The sequence below is a fragment of the Segatella copri genome, assembly GCF_026015295.1.
GTDB lineage: Bacteria > Bacteroidota > Bacteroidia > Bacteroidales > Bacteroidaceae > Prevotella > Prevotella copri_C.
Genome location: NZ_JAPDUW010000001.1, coordinates 3146582 through 3166190, shown reverse-complemented (window position 1 = coordinate 3166190; position 19609 = coordinate 3146582). Strand labels below are relative to the sequence as shown.

Below are 19609 nucleotides of genomic sequence, written 5' to 3'. Positions count from 1 at the left end.
ATAGGTTGTCGCCTCATTTTATTGGCTATACCGAGTTGGTCGTGTTTGCCGGGTATCATTTGTGTTACCTGTATAAATCTAATACCATGCTAAAACACACTGCGGTGGTTCGCCCAAGTGGCTGGAGGCGCAAAGCCTCCAAGGAACGTTGCTTTATGGCAGGTCTATGCCATTGCATTCTCTGTAAAGATACAGACCAGTTTAGTGCGGCTTGTCTGCTTTTTGATGATGGCTTGCATAATGAACTCCCGAAAGGCTCTGCTCTCAATGCTGTCAATACGGAAGGCTACCGCAATGACGAGTTCAAGGCTATACACATCATAGCTGATGCGGTCGTTCTTCCTGACATGACGGCGTACACCCTGCTCTTTCAGAATGCCGTCCTTGAATACAGCCTTGACAGCCTTGCGCACATAACAGCCGAATATATTATACATGTCGGCAATCTCCTGCATGGTCATCCATACAGTATCGGTCGGCATGGATACCGTTCCGCTCTCGCTGATAGTTATAACTCCTCTGTTCATTTTCCAATAGTTTTTTCGTTCGATAATCTGTTCCTTTCTCGCTTGGCAATAAGCTTATCCATGTCATTTGAAATCTTCTGCTCCGTCACCTGCGCATAGACCTGTGTGCTTGTAATGTCTGCGTGTCCCATCATCTTGGCTATGCTGCCGATGGGAATGTCCTCGTTGAGCATCAAGACTCCGAATGTATGGCGGCTGGCGTGGAATCCCAACTTATTACTTATGCCAAGCACCATTCCAAGGGTATGCACATCAAGATAGATGTCTTTCTTCTCACCCAGTGGAAAAACAGGCTTGCTGTCGTCCGTGGTATTGTAGAGCGAAAGAATCTTCTCGGCTATCGGATGGAGTGGCACGAAGAACTCCACGCCTGTCTTCTCTCTTTCCTTGCGGATGAACTTCCTACCCTCGGAGTTCTCACTGATATGGTGAGGGTACAGTTTCTTTACATCTATATAGGATAAGGAGGTGAGCGAGGCAAAAATGAAACATCTGCGTGCAAGCTCCGTTCGCTCGTCAGCCATCGGGGTAGAGAGCATCTTGATGAAGTCTGCCTTGCTGATATGGGTCATCTTCGGGGCTGCCTTCTTCTCATACCCTATCTTGGCTATGGGATTGAAGCGGATAATGCTCCTGTCCACTGCCTTGTACATCAACATGTTCAGCCAGAGAAGGCAATGGTTCACGTAGCTGTCGATACGTCCCTGGTCTCGTTTCAGGAATAGCTTGTATTCCTCCCCGAAATTCTCGTCTATGTCCTCAAAGGCGATGTCGTCCTTATCCAACGAATGGACAAAGGCTCTCAGGTTCTTCTGCCATGTCCGCTTGTGCAGAAAGGTTTGTCTGGCTTTTGAGGTTCGATACCATTCCACGATGGTATCACCAAAGTTCAGCAAGAACCTTCCTGTCGTGTCCTTGTCCTTCAACACAGCCTTCAGCATTTCCACGGTGATGATGCCGTTGGTGGTAAGAAGTGAGTTGTATTTATCCTTGACCTCAGCAAGGAAACTTGCCAATCGTCCGTTGTCCCTTGCGTTCCGTACCTCTCCCTTCTTGGCGTTCCACTCCTGTGGGGTACAGGATATGCCTGTGGAAATGGCTGCACTTTTGCCGTCAACGGTGATGCGGCAAAGTATGTTGGCTGTTCCGTCTGCCTTCACCTTCTGTCTGTTGATGTAAGGCAAAATTGAAAATGTACTTCTGCTCATAGTTGTTGTCCTTATAATATAATAATGTAGTTGAAACTGTAAAAAGAAAAGTTGAAAGCCTTGTTCATAATGCGAGAATAAAGTCCTTCTCGGTTGCAGCGATGAACTTGTCCATGTCCTCAAACAGCTTCTTTTGGGTTACTCTCGCATACCGCTGCGTCATCTTCACATCCTTGTGACCGAGCATCTTGCAGATGGTCTCCATCGGCACACCAGCCTCCAGCGTAATGAGGCTGGCGAACGAGTGTCGTCCCGAATGGTAGGAATAGGTCTTGCTCGTTTCCGCCAACTTGCAGATGGTGATGAGATCGATACGAACACGATTCGTGCTCAGCAATGGGAAAAGGGTATCTCTTGCCCCGTCCTCGTATTTCGCCATCAGCTCCAACGCCTCGGGCAGGAGTTTCACCCTGGCAAGTGTTCCGGTCTTCTTGCGGTTATAGATGAGCCATTTGTCACCATCCTCCAACACCTTGACATTGGCTTTCGTGATGGAAACGGTGTCTATGAAGGCTGTTCCTGCATAGCAGGCGAAAAGAAACAGGTCACGGCTAACGGATAGTCTCGGCTTGTCTTCGGGCAGTTCCACATCACGGATTTTTATGAAATCAGACATGCTGAGAGCCTTGGGTGTCGTAACCCTTGGAGTGCCAACCCGATAATGGGCGAACAGCAGGTTCTTGCACAAGCCTCGCTCAAAGGCAATGCGGCACATCTTCTTGAAGAGCGACACATAGATGGTGATGGTTCCTGATGAAAAGCCTTTCTCGTCAAGCAAGTAATGGTGAAAGTCACTGATGAAAGGCTCGGTCAGCTGTCCGAAAGCCAAATCAGTCAACCTATACTTCTCCCCGATGAACTCAGCGAGATTCTTGCGAATCTTTCTGTAAGTCCAGACACTGCTCTTCGACATATCGATGCCCTCATGGGTGCTGAGTTCACTGATATGCTCGTCCACGAAGGAGAGAAGGGTGGTCTGTGTCTTGACGCTGCCCTGCAAAGCCTCCTTGACATCCTTAGCCTCGAAGTCCGTTCTCTTTTCCACAAGCACATCGAAAGCCTTTTGGATGGAAAGCAACAACTGCTCGATGTCCTTGTTGGTTTCCACGGCTTCCTTGCTCTTGCCCTCCAATCGGCTGGCACGAGGATTCCAAAGCGATGGAGTGCAAGACAACTTGCAGGAGAACTGCGCCATAGTCCTGTTCACCGTGATGCGTCCCATGATGGGAGCTTTTCCATTCTTGTCCATTCCGCTCTTTTTTAGGTAGAGCAACACCTTGAATTTTTCGATTTTCATAACGCTTACATTTTGAGTGTGCAAATATAATCATTTTGTAAGCGTTCATTGATACGCAAAACATTGAGAATCAGCGCAATGAAATCCGTTGATGCACAAAGTTGCCTTTCCGCATTGTTACCTGCTTTGCATAGGTAACTGTGGCTCACGATTTAGTAACTGAACTACTTCAATATTCCTCACTCGCTTGCTTTATGCCGATTTGGCAACTTTGTGCAAATCTACTCATTCCCAACTGTTTACGTTCCAACCTCTCTTATTCTCCTTTGGCTGCTTTAGAGCTTTATGTTAAAGAAAATAACTCATAGTTTTCTCCTCCAGAACTCACCGTTTCTCGGGGCAGAAGTCATTGTTTTCTTCTTGGGAACACATCGCTTGCCGGATAGAAATCCTTGCCATTACTTGTCATTTCATGCTAAAAAATAACACGGACAAATTGAATTTGTCCGGACAAATTGTCCGAACGCTCATAATCTACTGATTATTGGGATATTACAAGCCTCCAAACAAACCGGACAAATTCAATTTGTCCGTGTTATTTTTTTCTGGCGGAATCAGCCATTTTTGTTTATTGCTAATAAATAAACCTGCGGTTTTTTATTTACTGGCAATAAACCAATCGAATATAAGTTCTATCATCAAAGCTCTTATTGCCCTCTACGATGCCCTTGGTGGCGATAAAGGAACGGATGTTCTGAGGGTCGTTGGCAATCTGCTCTGCCAATGCCGCCTCGCTCGCTGCCAAGGTTGGCTTCAGGAACGGATAGCCATCGCTCGCCAATACTATCTCGGAGGAAGAAGATGGAATTGTATCTGATGCAGAAGCGGAGCCTGAGCAGGAAACAGGATCTTGAACAGAACAAGAATCTGATGATGAAACAGAATCCTGAACAGAACTGGAATCTGAAACCGAAACGACCTTCACTCCCTCCCGATAGATAGGAAATCCATCAATAACCGTATAGGTCTGGTTCTGCCCGGAAAGCATCGCCTCGATCAATAATGGCTCTATCTGCTTTCTAGCCTCAGCAGGCGAAAGGCCCTGCGCTATCAGTTCTACTCGTTTCCGGGCAATCTCCTGCTCATAAGGCTTGCCGTTCTCATAAAGCTTTCCGGCGATGATTGCCTGGCAATCGCCCACCATCCATACTTCATTCCTTGTCCGGCTATAAAGGATAGCCGAGGCGGTAAGGCGCTCTTCCGGATGCTCCTTCAACCGCTCTTCCACCCCAAGCTTTTCATACACCTTATTATATATATACGCCGTTACGCCCTGGCAGAATTCATCTACCGAGGCATCCGCCTTCAGTTCCTCCCGGATATATTCCGAGATAAGCATCATGGCGTATCTTCCGTTCTTCATATCAGGATTGAGATGCTTCGGCGTCTTGCTCGTACTGCCATCAATCACAGCGATGAAATCATCGGTAACTACCATTCCATCCTCACAAGCCTCAGGGCTCTTCTTTCCTATGATACTGCTTTCTATAATCTTCATAAAATCTACTTATCTATCCGGTTATATATCTGAAAAAAGGCTACCCATCCAGGTAACCTTTTTACTCGTTTATTTATCTCTTAAGCCTTCACCTTCTTTAATCTGATAACCAGCTGTATGAAACTTGGAATCATGATGCAGAGAGAGAAGCCTATGGCATAATACATGGTTTTCTCATCGCCATGGAAGAGGTCGATGAGCTTGCCATCGCTCTGAGGCATGATATTGGATAGGACATACGCCATCGTATTAGTCACCCAGTGGAGCAGGATGCCCGGAACAAGACTCTTGGTGCGATAATACATCCAACCCAGGAGTAAGCCCAGCAGGAGGGCATTGATAAACTGCGCTACGTTGGCGTGAGCCAGACCGAAGATGGCAGCCGAAATCATGATGGCTACCCAATGGTTCTTCTTGCTCATAAGACCCAGCAGGGTGCGGAGAATGGCTCCACGGAACACAACCTCCTCAGCAAAAGGCGCCAGAACGCCGATAGCCACATAGCCCCAAGGCTCCTTCATGAGCGATGCGAGTATCTGCTCGGCATTCTCGTCCATCTCGATGCCTATCTGCTCATATATGAACTCCAGAGGAATGATGGTTCCCAGAGAGAACAATGCCACCCAGAGAAGCGTTGCCCAAGGCTTGGAAAGCAGATAATCGCGGGTCAGCGGTGTCCACTTCGTCTTCAGGAAGATGACGAGGGTGATAACGTTGCTGAACGCTGAGGTAAGCGCCATCAGGATAGGATTGCTGCCCGAACTGATAGCCAGGAGCGTTGCCTGGTAACCTTCGCCCTTAATGCCCGCCCAGATTCCTGCACCAGCATACATCACGATAATCTGTACTACTATAAATATAATCAGGTAGAGGACGATATCCGTCAAACCTCTCTTTAAATTAATCTTTGCCATTGCTTTTACTGTTTATAATTAATCGTTTATAGTTAATAGCATTCTCGCTATCATTCCGCTTCCTTTTCAAAGAGATCCAGCACGGTCTGCTCATCCTCTTTCAGCTGCGCCGCCAACTCCTCGGGACTGTCAAACTTCTGTTCGCCCCTTATTCGCTTCACGAAGCTTACGAGCAAGAGCTGGTCATAAATATCCCCGTCGAAATTGAAGATGTGCGTCTCTAGCGTCAGTTGTCTGCCATTGAAGGTTGGGCGATTGCCCACATTCATCATTCCCCGCTTCCATTCCACCGTATTCTCCAGTCTTACCCTTACGGCATAGACACCAGGGGCAGGAATCAGCTGTCCGAAGTGAGAGATGTCGAGATTGGCAGTAGGGAAACCGAGCTTTCTGCCTTCATGGAATCCATTCACCACCTTTCCGATGAGGGTGTAAGGGAATCCGAGGCACCGGGCTGCCATCTCCACTTCTCCCTCTTTCAGGAAAGAGCGGATGACGGAAGAAGAGATGTTGATGCCATCTATCTGGAAGGCTTCGTTCCTGATTACCTCGATGCCCATCTCCTTGCCGTAGCGCACGTAATCTTCGAAAGTCTCCTCGCGGTTGTGACCGAAGCGATGGTCGTAGCCGATGAAGAGTTTCCTTACGTTGAGATGGTCGTGGAGCACCTGCTGCATGAACTCTCTTGCCGACATGGCAGCCATCGCCTTGTCGAAATGCAGCACCACAGCATTATCCACTTCCGTCTTCGAAAGCAGCAGCAGCTTGGAATCGAGCGTGCTCAGCATCTCTGGCTGATAATCTGCCTGCAATACCTTGCGGGGATGCGCATCGAAGGTGATGACGGTAGATTGCAAGCCTTCCTTTCGTGCCGTCTCTACGAGATGATGAATCAGGAACTGATGTCCCCGATGCACTCCATCGAAGAAACCAATCGTTGCCACACAAGGCGGCAACTGCACGATATCGTTATAATGTATTGTATTCATAAGGACTGTCTTTAACATTCATTTCAGAAGAATCCCCTATGGGTTATCTTCTCTTTGCTATCATTCTCTTAAAAGTTCTCCACAGCTCGCCCGCCCAAAGTACAACGGAGGTTGAGCCGATGATGAGCAGCCACTCGTAGAGCGACAATGGTGTGGTGCGGAACATTTCGCCACCAAAGGTTACGATTATCCACTGACCCACCAATACCAGTACAAGCACCAGAATCATTCCCTTATCCTTCAGGAAATGGCGGAAAGCAGTATGATGGCTCATCAGCGCCTTGGCATTGAAGAGGTTCCAGAACTGTATCATCACGAAGGTGGTAAAGAACATGGTCAGCTCATGCACATCTACGCCACCCTTGCCTCTGCGCTCACAGTAAACCAGCAGGGCAAACATCACGAGGAAGAAGACGATGCCGCAGAACAGAATGCCGAAACCGATGCTCTTGTTGATGATGAAATCGGATGCCTTGCGTGGTTTATCCTTCATCACCTCGTGAGATGGAGGCAATGAGGCAAGTGCCAAGGCTGCGAAGGTATCCATGATAAGGTTCACCCAGAGAATCTGAGTTACCGTCAACGGCATCTCGGTTCCGATGACAGAACCGCCAAGCACCAGCAGGAGGGCTGCCACGTTTACTACCAACTGGAAGAAGAGGAAGCGCTGCAGGTTGCGATAGAGCGAGCGTCCCCACATCACGGCATTGGCGATAGACTTGAACGAATCATCGAGCAGGGTCATATCCGAAGCCTCCTTAGCCACGGAAGTTCCCGAACCCAGCGACAAGCCCACGTGAGCATAGTGAAGCGCCGGAGCATCGTTGGTACCGTCGCCTGTAACGGCAACCACCTCGCCACGCTTCTGGAGCATGGCCACCAGTCGCTGCTTATCGGTAGGACGGGCACGGCTCATCACTCGGATATCCTTTGCCCGTTCGTAAGCCTCTTCGTCAGAAAGAGCCTCCCACTGTTCGCCCGTAATCATCTGCTGGTCGAGCGAGGTCAGAGAGCCATCTGCTCCGATATTCTCAGGTTCATCTTCGAAGACACCTATCTGCTTGCCTATCTCCAAGGCGGTGGCAGCCGTATCACCCGTAACCACCTTCACCTCGATACCCGCATGGCGGCACTCCTGCACGGCAGCAGGAACATCCGGACGGATAGGATCGGCAATGGCTGCAATGGCCTGCAACTGAAGGTCGTTGGCATCGAGAAGTGCTACCACTTCGGCAGTAGAGGTTCTGGAAGTTCTCATGATAGAAGCTTCTATCTTCTTATAGGCGAACGCCAGGGTTCTCATCGCCTTATGCTGCCACTCATCGAGTTCTTCGGCTGACTGTCTCTGCATTCTATCTTCGATGATGCATTTCTTCATCACGATTTCAGGCGCACCCTTCACGAAGAGATAGGTCTCGCCATCAACTTCTGCCAAGGTTGCCATCATCTTTCTCTCAGTAGAGAAAGGCAACTGCTTGAGCACATTCACCTGCTTGCGGAGTTCTTCATAATCCTTGCCCTGGGCATTGAGCCAGAGCAGGAGAGCCGACTCGGTAGGGTTTCCGATAGGTTTGCCGTCATTCAACTCGGCTGTAGAGTTGAGGGAAATGGCAGTATCGAGCAGCGCCTCATCGCCCTGCTTGAGTTCCAGGGCACTCACCTGCATCTTGTTCTGGGTAAGCGTACCGGTTTTATCGGTACAGATCACGGTAACGGCACCCATGGTTTCGCAGGCATGGAGCTTGCGCACCAGATTGTTCGACTTCAGCATTCTTCGCATGTTGAGCGCCAGAGAAAGGGTAATCGCCATCGGCAATCCCTCCGGCACCGCCATCACAATCAGGGTAACAGCCATCATGAAGTATTTCAGCACGATTTCTGCCATATAGAAATAATCCTTGCCGCCCCATGCCGGATTGGTGAGGATATCGTGAATCAGGAAGATGAAGAAGGCTGCCACTGATACTACAGAGCCTACCTTGGAAATCATCTTCGCCAACTTATCGAGCTGCATGTGAAGCGGTGTCTCCACCGAAGTCTGCTCAGTAGATTTCTTCGCCACCTTACCAATCTCGGTAGCATCGCCCACGGCAGTAACCACGAACTCGCCCCTGCCATTCATCACCATGGTAGAACGGAGGATGACGTTGCGAGGATAGGCTCCATCGCCACCGCCTTCCAGAGATTTCTCGGCAACAGGTTCGCCCGTAAGGGCAGATTCATTAATCTGCAGGTCGTTGCAGACGATGAGTTCTCCATCGGCAGGCACCTCGTCGCCCACTTCCACAAGCACTACATCTCCCACCACCACATCGTGGCGCGGAATCTCCATCACCTTACCATTGCGGCGCACCTTTACCGGCTGCTCTTCGCTGAGCGCCGTGAGCAGATTAAACTTCTTGGCAGCATCGCGCTCAAAATAGAAACCTACGGTAGTAGCAAGGAAAACAGCCACGAAGATACCGATGGTCTCCATGAAATTCTTTTCGATAAAAGCAAGGATGAGGGATACGAAAGCCGCCACAAGAAGTATCTGGATAATCGGGTCGCGATATTTATCCAAATACAATTTCCATAATGAAGTACGTTGAGGAGGGGTGAGCACGTTCTTGCCATGCTGCTCCCTACTCTGTTTAACTTGTTCATCGGTAAGACCGATTCTTCTATTTTTGTCTATGTCCATTTCTGAATAGAAATTCTTTTTTGTACGATTAATAAGTACATACGCACGTGTGCGCACATAATTTGGTGCAAAGATACGCTATTTTTCTGATTCTAAGAAAATTTTTAAGATTTTATTTGGTTATTTGCCCAAAATCTAGTATCTTTGCACTCGAATTTAATAAAAATTCAACGGACTTGTAGCTCAGTTGGTTAGAGCAACAGACTCATAATCTGGAGGTCCTAGGTTCAAGCCCTAGCTGGTCCACGCTGAAAATCAGCGACTTACGCTTTCGAGCGCAAGTCGCTTTTTTGTTCTGCGAAAACATTGCGAAAACATCGTATTTCAGTTAATACCCTCTTATGAGACTTTATCTTGACATTTTGCAATGTTATGCACTATCCCCCAAAGGCAAAATAAAAGATCTTTATTATTTTGGTTCACTACTCACTGTCACATCCCAACATTTTCTTATCTCTTCCCCAATGTTCACACGTACACTCTAGATAGGAACAACGTAAAATCTACACATCATTTTTGTCACGGCTTGCCGCACGGTAGTCGCAACATTTTTTTGCTGGAAAGCTCCGAGGTTCAAAGCGTTAGTCAAGAAATGTACAGAATTCCAACGATTCCGATGCAGAGTATCGTGAAAAGAACAAGCAGAGAATAAAAGGATTCGTAACCAACATCACAGAGACTGTACCAGAGAAGGGCAAACCAAGTCTGTTAACAGGCGTAACTCAAGTTTAACATAAATCGGGCGTTTTCGGATGAAAAGTGTTAAAAACAAAGGTTTATCTTGCAAGTATTTAGTTTTTGCTATAAAGTCAAAATCAACACTAAGACTACTATTTATGTGTTGACAAGTTTGAATAGAGTAATCAATCATGAAGATAGAGAGTGTAAACTAAACTGTGTCAAGCTACAATAAAAGTAGTTTAACACAGTTTAGTTTACACTCTCTGCTAACGATTCATTATCTGCATTCATAACAAAGCCATTAGCTGTAACACTTATTTCTGCTTTCAGTTTGCGAGCTTTAGAATACATACTAGAAAGATATGAGCTTTTGTCCATATCCATAGCATTTCCTTTTACAGTATCTTTTGACGCTAATACTGCCTTAAACAGATTTGCAATTTCTTCAACTGTCTCTCTATCATTTCCTATATGGATAGATAAAGTAGGGTTAATTAAATCCTTTATTATAATAGTTATAGTATAATCCTCATAACGAGAATCTACAGTATGAAAAACTTCAGTCTTCTTTTCTGCAGTCATACCACCAATAATTGCTCCAGGTACACCTCCAACAAGTCCGCCCACTAGGGATCGACCTACTATACTACCTGTATTAGTGGTCGTTTTTGAAGCTTCACTAGAAGCAAAAGCATTTGCCAATTCCACACGTGGATCTCTTTTTGTTTCAGAACTAACAGAGACATCTAAGATGTTATCGAAAGTAATTATCTTATCATCTAACACACACAATTTTCTATCTGTCAAATTTAAAATGATGAAACCATCCTCATATTCAACTATTTTAATTATTCCGTCACCCAAAAGTTTTATTGAGTCCAACAGACCTTTATATAATTCCATAACCTATTATTTTATTAATTTAATAAGCAAGAATACATAAAAAATATGACTTACAAGCCGTTCTACAAAATAATTTAACCTAACATAACAGAAATTTGCTCTAACACTTTAAGACACACTAACTTATAGGAAAAACCAAAATTTAAAACAGGTCTTCATTGCCTATTGTTTCACAAACAACTAAAAGCAAAGTCAGAGAATTTGTCTTGCTGAGATAAATTCTCTGACTTTTAACCTTAAATCTATTTCTATTTCGCACTTGGACAGAGATACAACTGTACTCTATCTATAAGTCCCAACTGTGCAGCAATTTCCGTTGGTGGTAATCCAGCTGCATCTGCTGTATTTTGCAAACTCTCTTTTATTACTTGCAAAACATCATACGCCTGTTTGTTGCTTTTAATTTCCATTCTATTAATATTTTTGCACGCTACCCTAAAGGATTTGCCGCACCCTTACAACTGCGCATAACAACATTAAACGGCATTTTTAGGAGCTCAACTTATACAAATTGAGATTGCAGATGCAAATATACAACAAAAACATGAATATTTATGCAACACCTATGTATGTTTATACAGAATTAACAAAAACGGACTTATACACAAGTCTAGCCTCTATAAGGAATTTGAGAACAGTTTACTTCTGCTTCAATATTGCAACTATCCAAATAGGAACGTAAAGCGTCTAATGACAAATCCTTATCTGCTGTAGGTCCGAGCCATACTGATTTCAAACATGATTTTGGCAAGTACTCCTTTATATAAGGAACCAAGACTCCATTTTTCACTCGGAATTGTTCCCTCCTTTTACTATCATAATATGGAGTCCCTATTCCTACTATGCGAACCTCATTCTCATATTTGAAAGCAGAATTTTTCAGTGTCCCGACAAACATTATTGTCAAGATGGCTATCGCTAACGTCTTCTTATCATTAGACATATACTCAAATTCATCACCAAACTCCAAACCAAAGAATCTTTTACACACCGATTCAAAATATTCAGTATCATAATAAACACAAGGCATTAATCTGACACCATATATTTTCAACAATTCCGAAACATCGAACTCTAACATAATGCCTGTTCCCTGAGCACCATACATACTCCACATGGGCAAATAGTCCTTTTCTTTTGAAAAGCTAATAGAATGATTATCTCCAGACAATGATACAAAAGCATAATAAACTTCCAGATTATTCTTAAACACATCTTTCAACATATCCAAAGCTATATAGTTTTCTTGCGAGTCATTTAGATGTGACCACTTTGTTGCCCAAAGACAAATCTCACGGTTTACCTCTGGTTCTGGTACAATTATCCCATTAACCAATGCATTCATATCTGTATAATAATACAGACTACCAAGTTTTTGAAGCCCATAAAACTCATTAAAGACAGAGGAAGTCCAATGCCTTAACTTGTCCTTAATACTATTAAATATCTCCTGAGTTTCAGAATTATCCATAATATATTTCTCCTATACTTATATATCAGACATTATTGCTTTCATTTTACCAACTTCAACCCCTTTTCACTTAGATAGTATCTTTGCTTAGGGTGTCGAGGTTTGTCTGGGTATGCTCGCAAAACATATCCTTGCTCAATGGCAGGGGTCAGCATTTCTACCAATACATACCTTCTGCTAGAAATATTTAACCTACGCTGTATATCAAACATAGAATACACATTTTCTCGAATTGCATTTACTAATATTTGAACTTGTTCACTAACTTGTTCACTAGCTTGGTCACTAGCTTGGTCACTAGCTTGGTCATTAGCTTGGTCACTAAACCAATACGTTACGGTAGAGCATACCAAATCGCTTTTAAAATCAACATTCTTACCATGCTGGTGAACACCAAACACAATCCAACCTCCTGATGTGTTAGAGAAAGCAGATACCGTTTCCCAGACATCATTAGGAAGTTTATTCTGGGCTGTCTTCATTTCGGAATCATCCCATTCTATCTCATTGATTCGCTTTTCAAGCTCTTCTTTTGTCATTGTTCCTTATAGTTTATCGCCTAAATAAGGGCAAAATTACGAAAATAAATACGAAATGCCAAAGATTTGAGGATTATTTTCAAGCTATCGCCCAAAAACAAACACTTTTGTGTCACTTCTCTGATAATGCACTGCATTTCCTTTTTCTTCTTCGAACTTCGCAAAAAGCTCTGGCATCTCCTTCTTTGACATCTTCTTAATATCCTTAACACTAAAGCCATGGTACATTTACGCTCTGAAAACGTACCGAATGATGCTACTAGTTTTTGTGCCATATTTTGTCGTTTTTTGCTATTTATGCAATTTTGGGAAACTATGATTGAAACAGCGAATTCAAGCTTGCAGAAAGAATGTACATCCAAAAAGCAACACCATAATTCCTCTTTCAAAATTTGGTGGTTTCAATTATTTGCCGTATCTTTGCGCCATACAAATAAAGGAGAAAGGATTATGGCAAACAATGAATACAGAAAGCTGCCTATAGGCATACAATCTTTCAACAAGATAAGAGAAGAAAACTATCTCTATGTTGATAAGACTGACATCATTTGGGATTTGGCGAACAAAGGTAGAAGGTATAATTACTTGAGCCGTCCTCGCCGATTCGGAAAGTCTGTGCTCATTGATACGTTACAATGTTACTTCGAAGGAAGAAAGGAACTCTTCGAAGGGCTCAAAATCATGGACTTGGAGAAGGATTGGAAGGCATATCCCGTGATTCGACTCGACATGAGCCGTGGAGGCGCCAATGCAGAAACCTTGCGTTCATACCTGAATCTGCGATTCGGATACTACGAAGAGAAGTATGTCATCACTCCCGACCCTACCGCCCAGCTTGCCGACCGCTTTGATGCCATCATTACGACGGCATACAAACAGACGGGCTTGAAGGTTGCCATCCTCATCGACGAATATGACTCTCCACTCCAGCACTCCTGGAAAACCCCGGAACACGAAGCATGTACCGAGGTATATCGTGAAGTCTTTGCCATTTTAAAGGCCGATGATGAATACGAGCGTCTGGTCTTTATCACAGGCATCACTAAGTTTACGCAGATTTCCCTTTTCTCCGTGCTCAACAATCTAACCAACATCAGTTTCCTCCCTGAATATGCAGCCATCTGCGGCATCACTGAGGAGGAGATAAAAGAGAACTTCAAGCCTGAACTTGAAAAAATGGCAGAGGTAAACGGATGGACTTTGCAGGAAACCCACGACAAACTGAAGGACTACTACGACGGTTACCATTTCAGTCGCCGAAACATGGTTGACATCTACAATCCTTTCAGCCTCATCAATGCGCTTGACACCCAGGATCTCAACAGTTATTGGGCATCATCGGGAGCCACATCCATGCTGCCGAAGTTCATCAAGGATGCAGAGTTGCGCCTACCGGATTTTGAGGATTGCATGATTCTCCGCAACACATTGGAGACTTCCGATGTTACTGGCGGAGGTCCAGAACTCTTCTTATATCAATCAGGTTATCTCACCATCAAATCGTGCGTAGGAAATGTCTATCACTTAGGCTTCCCAAACGAAGAGGTAAAACAGGCGCTCTACGAATGCGTACTGCCTGCATTGACCATGCGACAAGAGGCTGATACGCAGTCTCTGCAAGCGCAGTTGTACCAATATTTGGAATATAAAGAGTTAGACAAGGCGATGAAAGCGCTCAAAGCATTGGTTGCCGACGTACCTTACAGCAACAAGAAGTTGGCATCCATGGATATGGAAGAGCGTTACCGACTGATCATCAGTACCATCTTGAATGCCATCGGTTTGAAGGTGGAAGTAGAGCACATGCTTTCTACTGGTAGAATCGACCTCATTGTCAAAACAACTCATCACATCTACGTAATAGAGTTGAAGTTAAGAAACAATGGTGGCAAGGAAGCTGCCATCAAGCAAATTCAAGACCAACAATACCTGGAGCCTTTCAAGGCCGACAAGCGAGAGGTAGTAGGCTTAGGCATAGAACTAGACGAAGAAGGCAAAGGCGTTTTGGATTGGGAAATGGTAAATGAAGAATAAAGCAATAGAGGCATGTCGTTACTTGATACGGCATGCCCCTGATTTTAGAGAATGTCTTCTCGATGAGCTATCATCTTCACGTTTCTTCTTAATTTGCCCAAGAAGCCAAACGACCGAGTAAGAGCATCCGGCAAGAAAAAGAGGGCAACTGGAGCTTTTGCAACCAAGTTGCAGAAACCTTTTTGTAATTTTGCAACCGAAATAGAAAAAGGAACTGAATGTTCCTGATTATATAGAACTAAAAGTATTGCAAAATTATGGAAGAAATGAAACATTCTCACGAACATCATCATGAATGCCATTGTGAAAATTCTCACGAACATCATCATGAACATCATTATGATTGCTCATGCGGCACAGAAGAACATGAGCACCAGGGGTGCGGTTGCCACCACCATCATCACCATGAAGAAGGCGGTTTGAAATCCAAACTCTTTCTGATAGGAGCAACCATCATCCTCCTGATTATCGCTGTTTTCATCGAAAAGGAATACAGTCTGGCAACCTGGCAGTTGCTCCTCGTCTATCTCATTCCTTATTTATTGATAGGACATGAGACGCTGGGCGAAGCTGCAGAAGGTATTGCCAAGGGCGATATGTTTAACGAAAACTTTCTGATGGCTATTGCAACCATCGGAGCACTTTGCATCGGATTCTTCCCAGGATCAGATACAGAATTCCCGGAGGCAGTCTTTGTGATGCTCTTCTTTCAGGTGGGCGAACTCTTCGAAGGATATGCGGAAGGAAAGAGCCGCGACAGTATTTCGCATCTGATGAATATCCGACCGGATGTAGCGAATGTTGAAAGAAACGGAAAAGTAGAGTCGGTTTCGCCGGAAGACGTCAAGATAGGAGAAACTATCGTAATCCGTCCGGGAGAGAAAGTTCCATTGGATGGTACTGTTGTTGAGGGAAACTCAGCCTTGAATACCATTGCCCTGACAGGTGAGAGTATGCCACGGGATTTGAATGAAGGCGATACTATCATGTCCGGTTGCATCAACCTTTCAGGAGTAGTTCGTGTACGTACCACCAAGAGTTTTGGCGAGAGTACCGTATCCAAGATTATCTCTCTGGTAGAGAGTGCAGACAAGAACAAGTCGAAGAGCGAGGCTTTCATCACCCGTTTCGCCCGAGTCTATACTCCTATCGTTGTTTTCGCAGCCATTGCCCTGGCGGTTATTCCTCCATTCCTGGCAGCAACAGGAATCGTAGGTGAAGGAACCTTTGGCGAGAACTTCCCATTATGGCTCAACCGCGCCCTGATATTTCTGGTGGTTTCCTGCCCATGCGCCCTGGTCATCAGCGTGCCCCTCACCTTCTTTGGCGGCATCGGCGGAGCATCCCGGAACGGTATTCTCATCAAGGGCAGCAACTATATGGATGCTTTAGCCAAGGTGGGAACCGTTGTGTTCGACAAGACCGGAACTCTGACCCACGGAGAGTTTGCCGTGGCAGCTGTTCATGTTGATGATTCCTGCCCAGACCATTCATCCCACGATGCTGATAATATACATATTGGTGAATATTCTGACAAGGAGAAGATTCTGCTGCATTTGGCGGCTCATGCTGAACATTTCACTACCCACCCTATCGGCGCAGCCCTGCGTACTGCCTTTCCACAAGAAGCAACGGATGGCTGCGAGGTGACCGATGTAGAGGAGATTGCAGGACAGGGTATCCGTGCCAAAGTGAACGGCAAGGTGGTTTTCGTGGGCAACAAGAAGATGATGGAAAGCATCGGTGCCCAATGGCACGACTGCAACCAGGTGGGAACCATCATCCACGTCGCCATTGATGGCAAGTACGCGGGACATATTGTGATCAACGACACCCTTAAGGGAGGAAGCGCCCATGCCATCAGAGAGCTGAAAGAACTTGGAATAGAGAAAACGGTAATGCTGACGGGTGACCGCAGAGAAGTGGGAAAAGATGTTGCCCACAAACTGGGACTGGACGAGTGCCGCGCAGAACTGCTGCCAACCGATAAGGTTTCGCATGTAGAACAACTGCTGAAGACAAAACCAGCAGGCAAGACGCTCGCTTATGTAGGCGATGGCATCAACGATGCCCCTGTATTGAAGCGTGCCGATGTGGGCATTGCCATGGGTGGACTTGGAAGCGATGCAGCCATCGAAGCTGCCGATGTAGTACTGATGGATGATGACCCTAGAAAGATTGCCCTTGCCGTGAAGATAGCCAGAAGAACCATTCATATCGCTCACGAGAACGTGATATTTGCCATCGGAGTGAAGGTTGCCGTACTAATTCTCGCCACTATTGGTCTCGGCACCATGTGGATGGCTGTCTTTGCCGATGTAGGTGTTACGGTACTGGCCGTATTGAACGCCATGAGAAGTTTGGGTAAAAATCGTCTTTTTTATCGTTAAATACCAAAATAAGTTGTATCTTTGCAACCGAATTCTAATATACAATACTGAATGGTTATGTATAAAAAAGACATTTTGACTATGAATAAGATTATCAAACTCATCTTCGTGCTCTGCTGCTTCTGCGGCATTGCACAGGCTCAGCCTCAACGCCCTAAACTCGTTGTAGGCATCGTTATCGACCAGATGCGATGGGATTATCTCTATCGCTACTACGCCCGCTACGGCGAAGGCGGATTCAAGAGAATGCTCGGAGAAGGTTTCAGCGTAGAAAACTGCAAGATTCCTTACATCCCTTCGGTTACAGCCATCGGCCACTCTTCTATCTGGACCGGTTCCGTTCCTTCCATCCACGGAATTGCAGGAAACAACTTCGTGAAAGATGGAAAAGTAGTGTATTGTACTGCCGACGATACCGTCAACCCTGTAGGTTCTGACAGCAAGGCTGGCAAGATGTCGCCTCGCAATCTGTGGGTAACAACCATCGGCGATGAACTCCGTCTGGCTACCAACAACCGCTCTAAGGTGATTGGTGTAGCCTTGAAAGACAGAGCATCCATCCTCCCTGCGGGCCATCACGCCAATGGCGCTTTCTGGTTTGATGACAAGTCGGGCAAGTTCATCACCAGTACTTTCTATATGGATAAGTTGCCTGAGTGGGTGAACAAGTTCAACAAGCAGAAACTCCCAAACAAGTATCTTTCCAAGAAATGGGAGACGCTCTATCCTATCGATTCCTATAAGGAGAGCACCAGCGATGACAACAACTACGAGAATGGAATCGCTGAGGGCGAGAAGGCGGTATTGCCACTCGACCTGCCTACTTTATATAAAAAGCATGGTTACAAGATTCTCCGCAGTACCCCATTCGGCTGCAACCTGACTTTCGATATTGCCAAGGCTGCCATTGAGGGAGAAAATCTGGGTAGAAACACAGATACTGATTTGCTGACCATCAGCTGCTCAAGCACCGATTACATCGGTCATCAGGTGGGCGTAAACGCTATCGAAACAGAGGATTGCTATCTCAGATTAGATAAGGCTTTGGCAGATTTCTTCGCTTATCTCGACCAGACCGTAGGCAAGGGAAATTATCTCACCTTCCTCACCGCCGACCATGGAGGCGTAAACAACGCTACCTTCCTGCAGGATCAACGAATCCCTGCCGGCATCTGGAACAAGAAGGGACTGGTAGACGAATTGAACAAGAGTCTGAAGACAAAGTTCAACACCGACAAGGACCTAGTAAAGACCATTATGAACTATCAGGTATTCTTCAATACAGACATCATCGAAGAACTCGGTCTGGATTACGCAGCCATCAAGCAGGTGGTAGTAGACAGACTGAAGAAAGACAAGGACGTGCACTATGCCTTCGACATGGAGAAGACCTCTATCGAGAGCATCCCTGAAGAGCTGAAGTTCCGCGCCATTAACGGTTATAACCGCGAGCGCAGCGGAGGTGTTCAGATTGTACTGAAACCAGGTCACTACGATTATTACAGCAGCAAGGGAACTACCCACGGAGCATGGAATCCATACGATATCCATATTCCTTGCCTGTTTATGGGTTGGGGCATCCAGCACGGCGAGAGTGCCCAGCCTCACTATATGACAGATATAGCCGCTACCGTTTGTGCGATGCTGCATATTCAGGCACCTAACGGCTGCATCGGCACACCGATATTCTAATAAAAAGCAAAAAGCCAGATAATAACAAAGGCTAGGTTCACGATTCCGGGAACCTAGCCTTTATTTTTTATTCAAAAGAAGATGTTCTTCTATTCCGAGAAGAACATCTCTTATTCTTCGTTCATAATCTTCATATATTCCTCGTAAGAAATATATCTGCCACCCATCGATTTGAGATGAGGAGTCTCCAACTGACAATCTATCATCTTTCCACCGTGCTCCTGCAAGTATCTGGCAAGGAAGATGAGGGCAATCTTAGAAGCTGACGGAACCCTGGAGAACATGCTTTCTCCGATAAAAACCTTGCCGATGGTGACACCATAAAGTCCCCCCACCAGTTCATCGGTTTCATTATCCCATACCTCTACGCTCGCCGCAAAGCCCTGCTTATGGAGGGCAGTAAATGCCTGGATGATGTTCTCGCCCAGCCATGCGCCATCTTCCCAATACCGTCCGTTGGTCTTGCTGCATCCCCGTATCACGCCATCGAAATCTTCGTTGATTCCTACGCTGTATCGGTTCTTCCTCATCAGGGTACGCATAGAATGACTGATGTGGATTTCATCAGGGAAGATGACGAAACGCTTCATCGGACAGAACCAGAGTATTTCAGGCTGGTCACGGAAACTATACCAGGGAAAGATGCCATTGCTATAAGCCAGCAACAGGCGGTCGATACTCAAATCGCCACCAATCGCAAAGCATCCATCCTCATCGCCATAATGCGGATCGGGAAAATAAATCTCGTCTGCAGTATCATCTATCTGTAATATCATACGCTTA

General features: G+C 45.6%; 15 protein-coding genes and 1 tRNA gene. 4 read left to right on the top strand and 12 right to left on the bottom strand.

Annotated elements, in window-relative coordinates:
* Positions 1-164 precede the first annotated feature (164 nt).
* The 7 genes from ONT18_RS13320 to ONT18_RS13290 form a co-directional block, all read right to left on the bottom strand.
* Entirely contained in the window at positions 165-527 is a 363-nt protein-coding gene (locus ONT18_RS13320) for a hypothetical protein (RefSeq protein ID WP_264906051.1), read from the bottom strand.
* A complete protein-coding gene (locus ONT18_RS13315; protein ID WP_118161256.1) occupies positions 524-1735 on the bottom strand; it encodes a site-specific integrase in 1212 nt (403 codons plus the stop codon). The genes ONT18_RS13320 and ONT18_RS13315 overlap by 4 nt, the downstream gene beginning before the upstream one ends.
* A 64-nt stretch (positions 1736-1799) precedes the next feature.
* Positions 1800-3032 carry a site-specific integrase gene (locus ONT18_RS13310; RefSeq protein ID WP_153083897.1) on the bottom strand — a complete coding sequence of 411 codons (1233 nt, stop codon included), beginning with the start codon at positions 3030-3032 and terminating at the stop codon, positions 1800-1802.
* A 601-nt stretch (positions 3033-3633) separates the two neighbouring features.
* On the bottom strand, positions 3634-4530 hold the full coding sequence (locus ONT18_RS13305) for a hypothetical protein (protein WP_264906044.1): 897 nt from the start codon (positions 4528-4530) through the stop codon (positions 3634-3636).
* An 80-nt stretch (positions 4531-4610) separates the two neighbouring features.
* The gene (locus ONT18_RS13300) at positions 4611-5444 is read right to left on the bottom strand and encodes a CPBP family intramembrane glutamic endopeptidase (protein ID WP_264906040.1); all 834 of its coding nucleotides are present in this window, start codon (positions 5442-5444) and stop codon (positions 4611-4613) included.
* Between the two features lie 50 nt (positions 5445-5494).
* Positions 5495-6433: a bifunctional riboflavin kinase/FAD synthetase gene (locus tag ONT18_RS13295; protein ID WP_264906036.1), complete on the bottom strand. Its 939-nt coding sequence runs from the start codon at positions 6431-6433 to the stop codon at positions 5495-5497.
* A 43-nt stretch (positions 6434-6476) separates the two neighbouring features.
* On the bottom strand, positions 6477-9116 hold the full coding sequence (locus tag ONT18_RS13290; RefSeq protein WP_264906032.1) for a calcium-translocating P-type ATPase, PMCA-type: 2640 nt from the start codon (positions 9114-9116) through the stop codon (positions 6477-6479).
* Between the two features lie 172 nt (positions 9117-9288).
* Here ONT18_RS13290 and ONT18_RS13285 point away from each other — a divergent pair.
* Positions 9289-9362 (top strand) — tRNA-Ile (locus ONT18_RS13285).
* 684 nt (positions 9363-10046) lie between these two features.
* On the opposite strand, the gene ONT18_RS13280 is transcribed toward ONT18_RS13285, so the two are convergent.
* The 4 genes from ONT18_RS13280 to ONT18_RS13265 all read right to left on the bottom strand — a co-directional run bounded on the left by ONT18_RS13280 (position 10047) and on the right by ONT18_RS13265 (position 12710).
* On the bottom strand, positions 10047-10700 hold the full coding sequence (locus ONT18_RS13280; protein ID WP_264906028.1) for a hypothetical protein: 654 nt from the start codon (positions 10698-10700) through the stop codon (positions 10047-10049).
* 248 nt (positions 10701-10948) lie between these two features.
* Entirely contained in the window at positions 10949-11110 is a 162-nt protein-coding gene (locus tag ONT18_RS13275; protein ID WP_264906024.1) for a hypothetical protein, read from the bottom strand.
* A gap of 200 nt (positions 11111-11310) precedes the next feature.
* Positions 11311-12171 carry a DUF2971 domain-containing protein gene (locus tag ONT18_RS13270; protein WP_233339216.1) on the bottom strand — a complete coding sequence of 287 codons (861 nt, stop codon included), beginning with the start codon at positions 12169-12171 and terminating at the stop codon, positions 11311-11313.
* A 41-nt stretch (positions 12172-12212) separates the two neighbouring features.
* Positions 12213-12710 carry an AlbA family DNA-binding domain-containing protein gene (locus ONT18_RS13265; protein ID WP_264906018.1) on the bottom strand — a complete coding sequence of 166 codons (498 nt, stop codon included), beginning with the start codon at positions 12708-12710 and terminating at the stop codon, positions 12213-12215.
* Between the two features lie 450 nt (positions 12711-13160).
* On the opposite strand from ONT18_RS13265, the gene ONT18_RS13260 reads away from it, so the two are divergent.
* The 3 genes from ONT18_RS13260 to pafA all read left to right on the top strand — a co-directional run bounded on the left by ONT18_RS13260 (position 13161) and on the right by pafA (position 18826).
* On the top strand, positions 13161-14744 hold the full coding sequence (locus ONT18_RS13260) for an ATP-binding protein (protein ID WP_233339218.1): 1584 nt from the start codon (positions 13161-13163) through the stop codon (positions 14742-14744).
* 419 nt (positions 14745-15163) lie between these two features.
* Positions 15164-17134: a heavy metal translocating P-type ATPase gene (locus ONT18_RS13255; protein WP_437183739.1), complete on the top strand. Its 1971-nt coding sequence runs from the start codon at positions 15164-15166 to the stop codon at positions 17132-17134.
* 81 nt (positions 17135-17215) lie between these two features.
* A complete protein-coding gene (pafA, locus tag ONT18_RS13250) occupies positions 17216-18826 on the top strand; it encodes an alkaline phosphatase PafA (protein WP_264906009.1) in 1611 nt (536 codons plus the stop codon).
* 110 nt (positions 18827-18936) lie between these two features.
* Here pafA and aat read toward each other — a convergent pair whose 3' ends face one another.
* A complete protein-coding gene (aat, locus tag ONT18_RS13245; RefSeq protein WP_117694924.1) occupies positions 18937-19602 on the bottom strand; it encodes a leucyl/phenylalanyl-tRNA--protein transferase in 666 nt (221 codons plus the stop codon).
* Between the last annotated feature and the right edge of the window lie 7 nt (positions 19603-19609).

Excerpts from the sequence above, each read along its gene's own strand:
- ONT18_RS13320 (WP_264906051.1), bottom strand. The coding sequence starts at position 527 with ATGAACAGAGGAGTTATAACTATCAGCGAGAGCGGAACGGTATCCATG.
- ONT18_RS13315 (WP_118161256.1), bottom strand. The coding sequence starts at position 1,735 with ATGAGCAGAAGTACATTTTCAATTTTGCCTTACATCAACAGACAGAAG.
- ONT18_RS13310 (WP_153083897.1), bottom strand. The coding sequence starts at position 3,032 with ATGAAAATCGAAAAATTCAAGGTGTTGCTCTACCTAAAAAAGAGCGGA.
- ONT18_RS13305 (WP_264906044.1), bottom strand. The coding sequence starts at position 4,530 with ATGAAGATTATAGAAAGCAGTATCATAGGAAAGAAGAGCCCTGAGGCT.
- ONT18_RS13300 (WP_264906040.1), bottom strand. The coding sequence starts at position 5,444 with ATGGCAAAGATTAATTTAAAGAGAGGTTTGACGGATATCGTCCTCTAC.
- ONT18_RS13295 (WP_264906036.1), bottom strand. The coding sequence starts at position 6,433 with ATGAATACAATACATTATAACGATATCGTGCAGTTGCCGCCTTGTGTG.
- ONT18_RS13290 (WP_264906032.1), bottom strand. The coding sequence starts at position 9,116 with ATGGACATAGACAAAAATAGAAGAATCGGTCTTACCGATGAACAAGTT.
- ONT18_RS13280 (WP_264906028.1), bottom strand. The coding sequence starts at position 10,700 with ATGGAATTATATAAAGGTCTGTTGGACTCAATAAAACTTTTGGGTGAC.
- ONT18_RS13275 (WP_264906024.1), bottom strand. The coding sequence starts at position 11,110 with ATGGAAATTAAAAGCAACAAACAGGCGTATGATGTTTTGCAAGTAATA.
- ONT18_RS13270 (WP_233339216.1), bottom strand. The coding sequence starts at position 12,171 with ATGGATAATTCTGAAACTCAGGAGATATTTAATAGTATTAAGGACAAG.
- ONT18_RS13265 (WP_264906018.1), bottom strand. The coding sequence starts at position 12,710 with ATGACAAAAGAAGAGCTTGAAAAGCGAATCAATGAGATAGAATGGGAT.
- ONT18_RS13260 (WP_233339218.1), top strand. The coding sequence starts at position 13,161 with ATGGCAAACAATGAATACAGAAAGCTGCCTATAGGCATACAATCTTTC.
- pafA (WP_264906009.1), top strand. The coding sequence starts at position 17,216 with ATGAATAAGATTATCAAACTCATCTTCGTGCTCTGCTGCTTCTGCGGC.
- aat (WP_117694924.1), bottom strand. The coding sequence starts at position 19,602 with ATGATATTACAGATAGATGATACTGCAGACGAGATTTATTTTCCCGAT.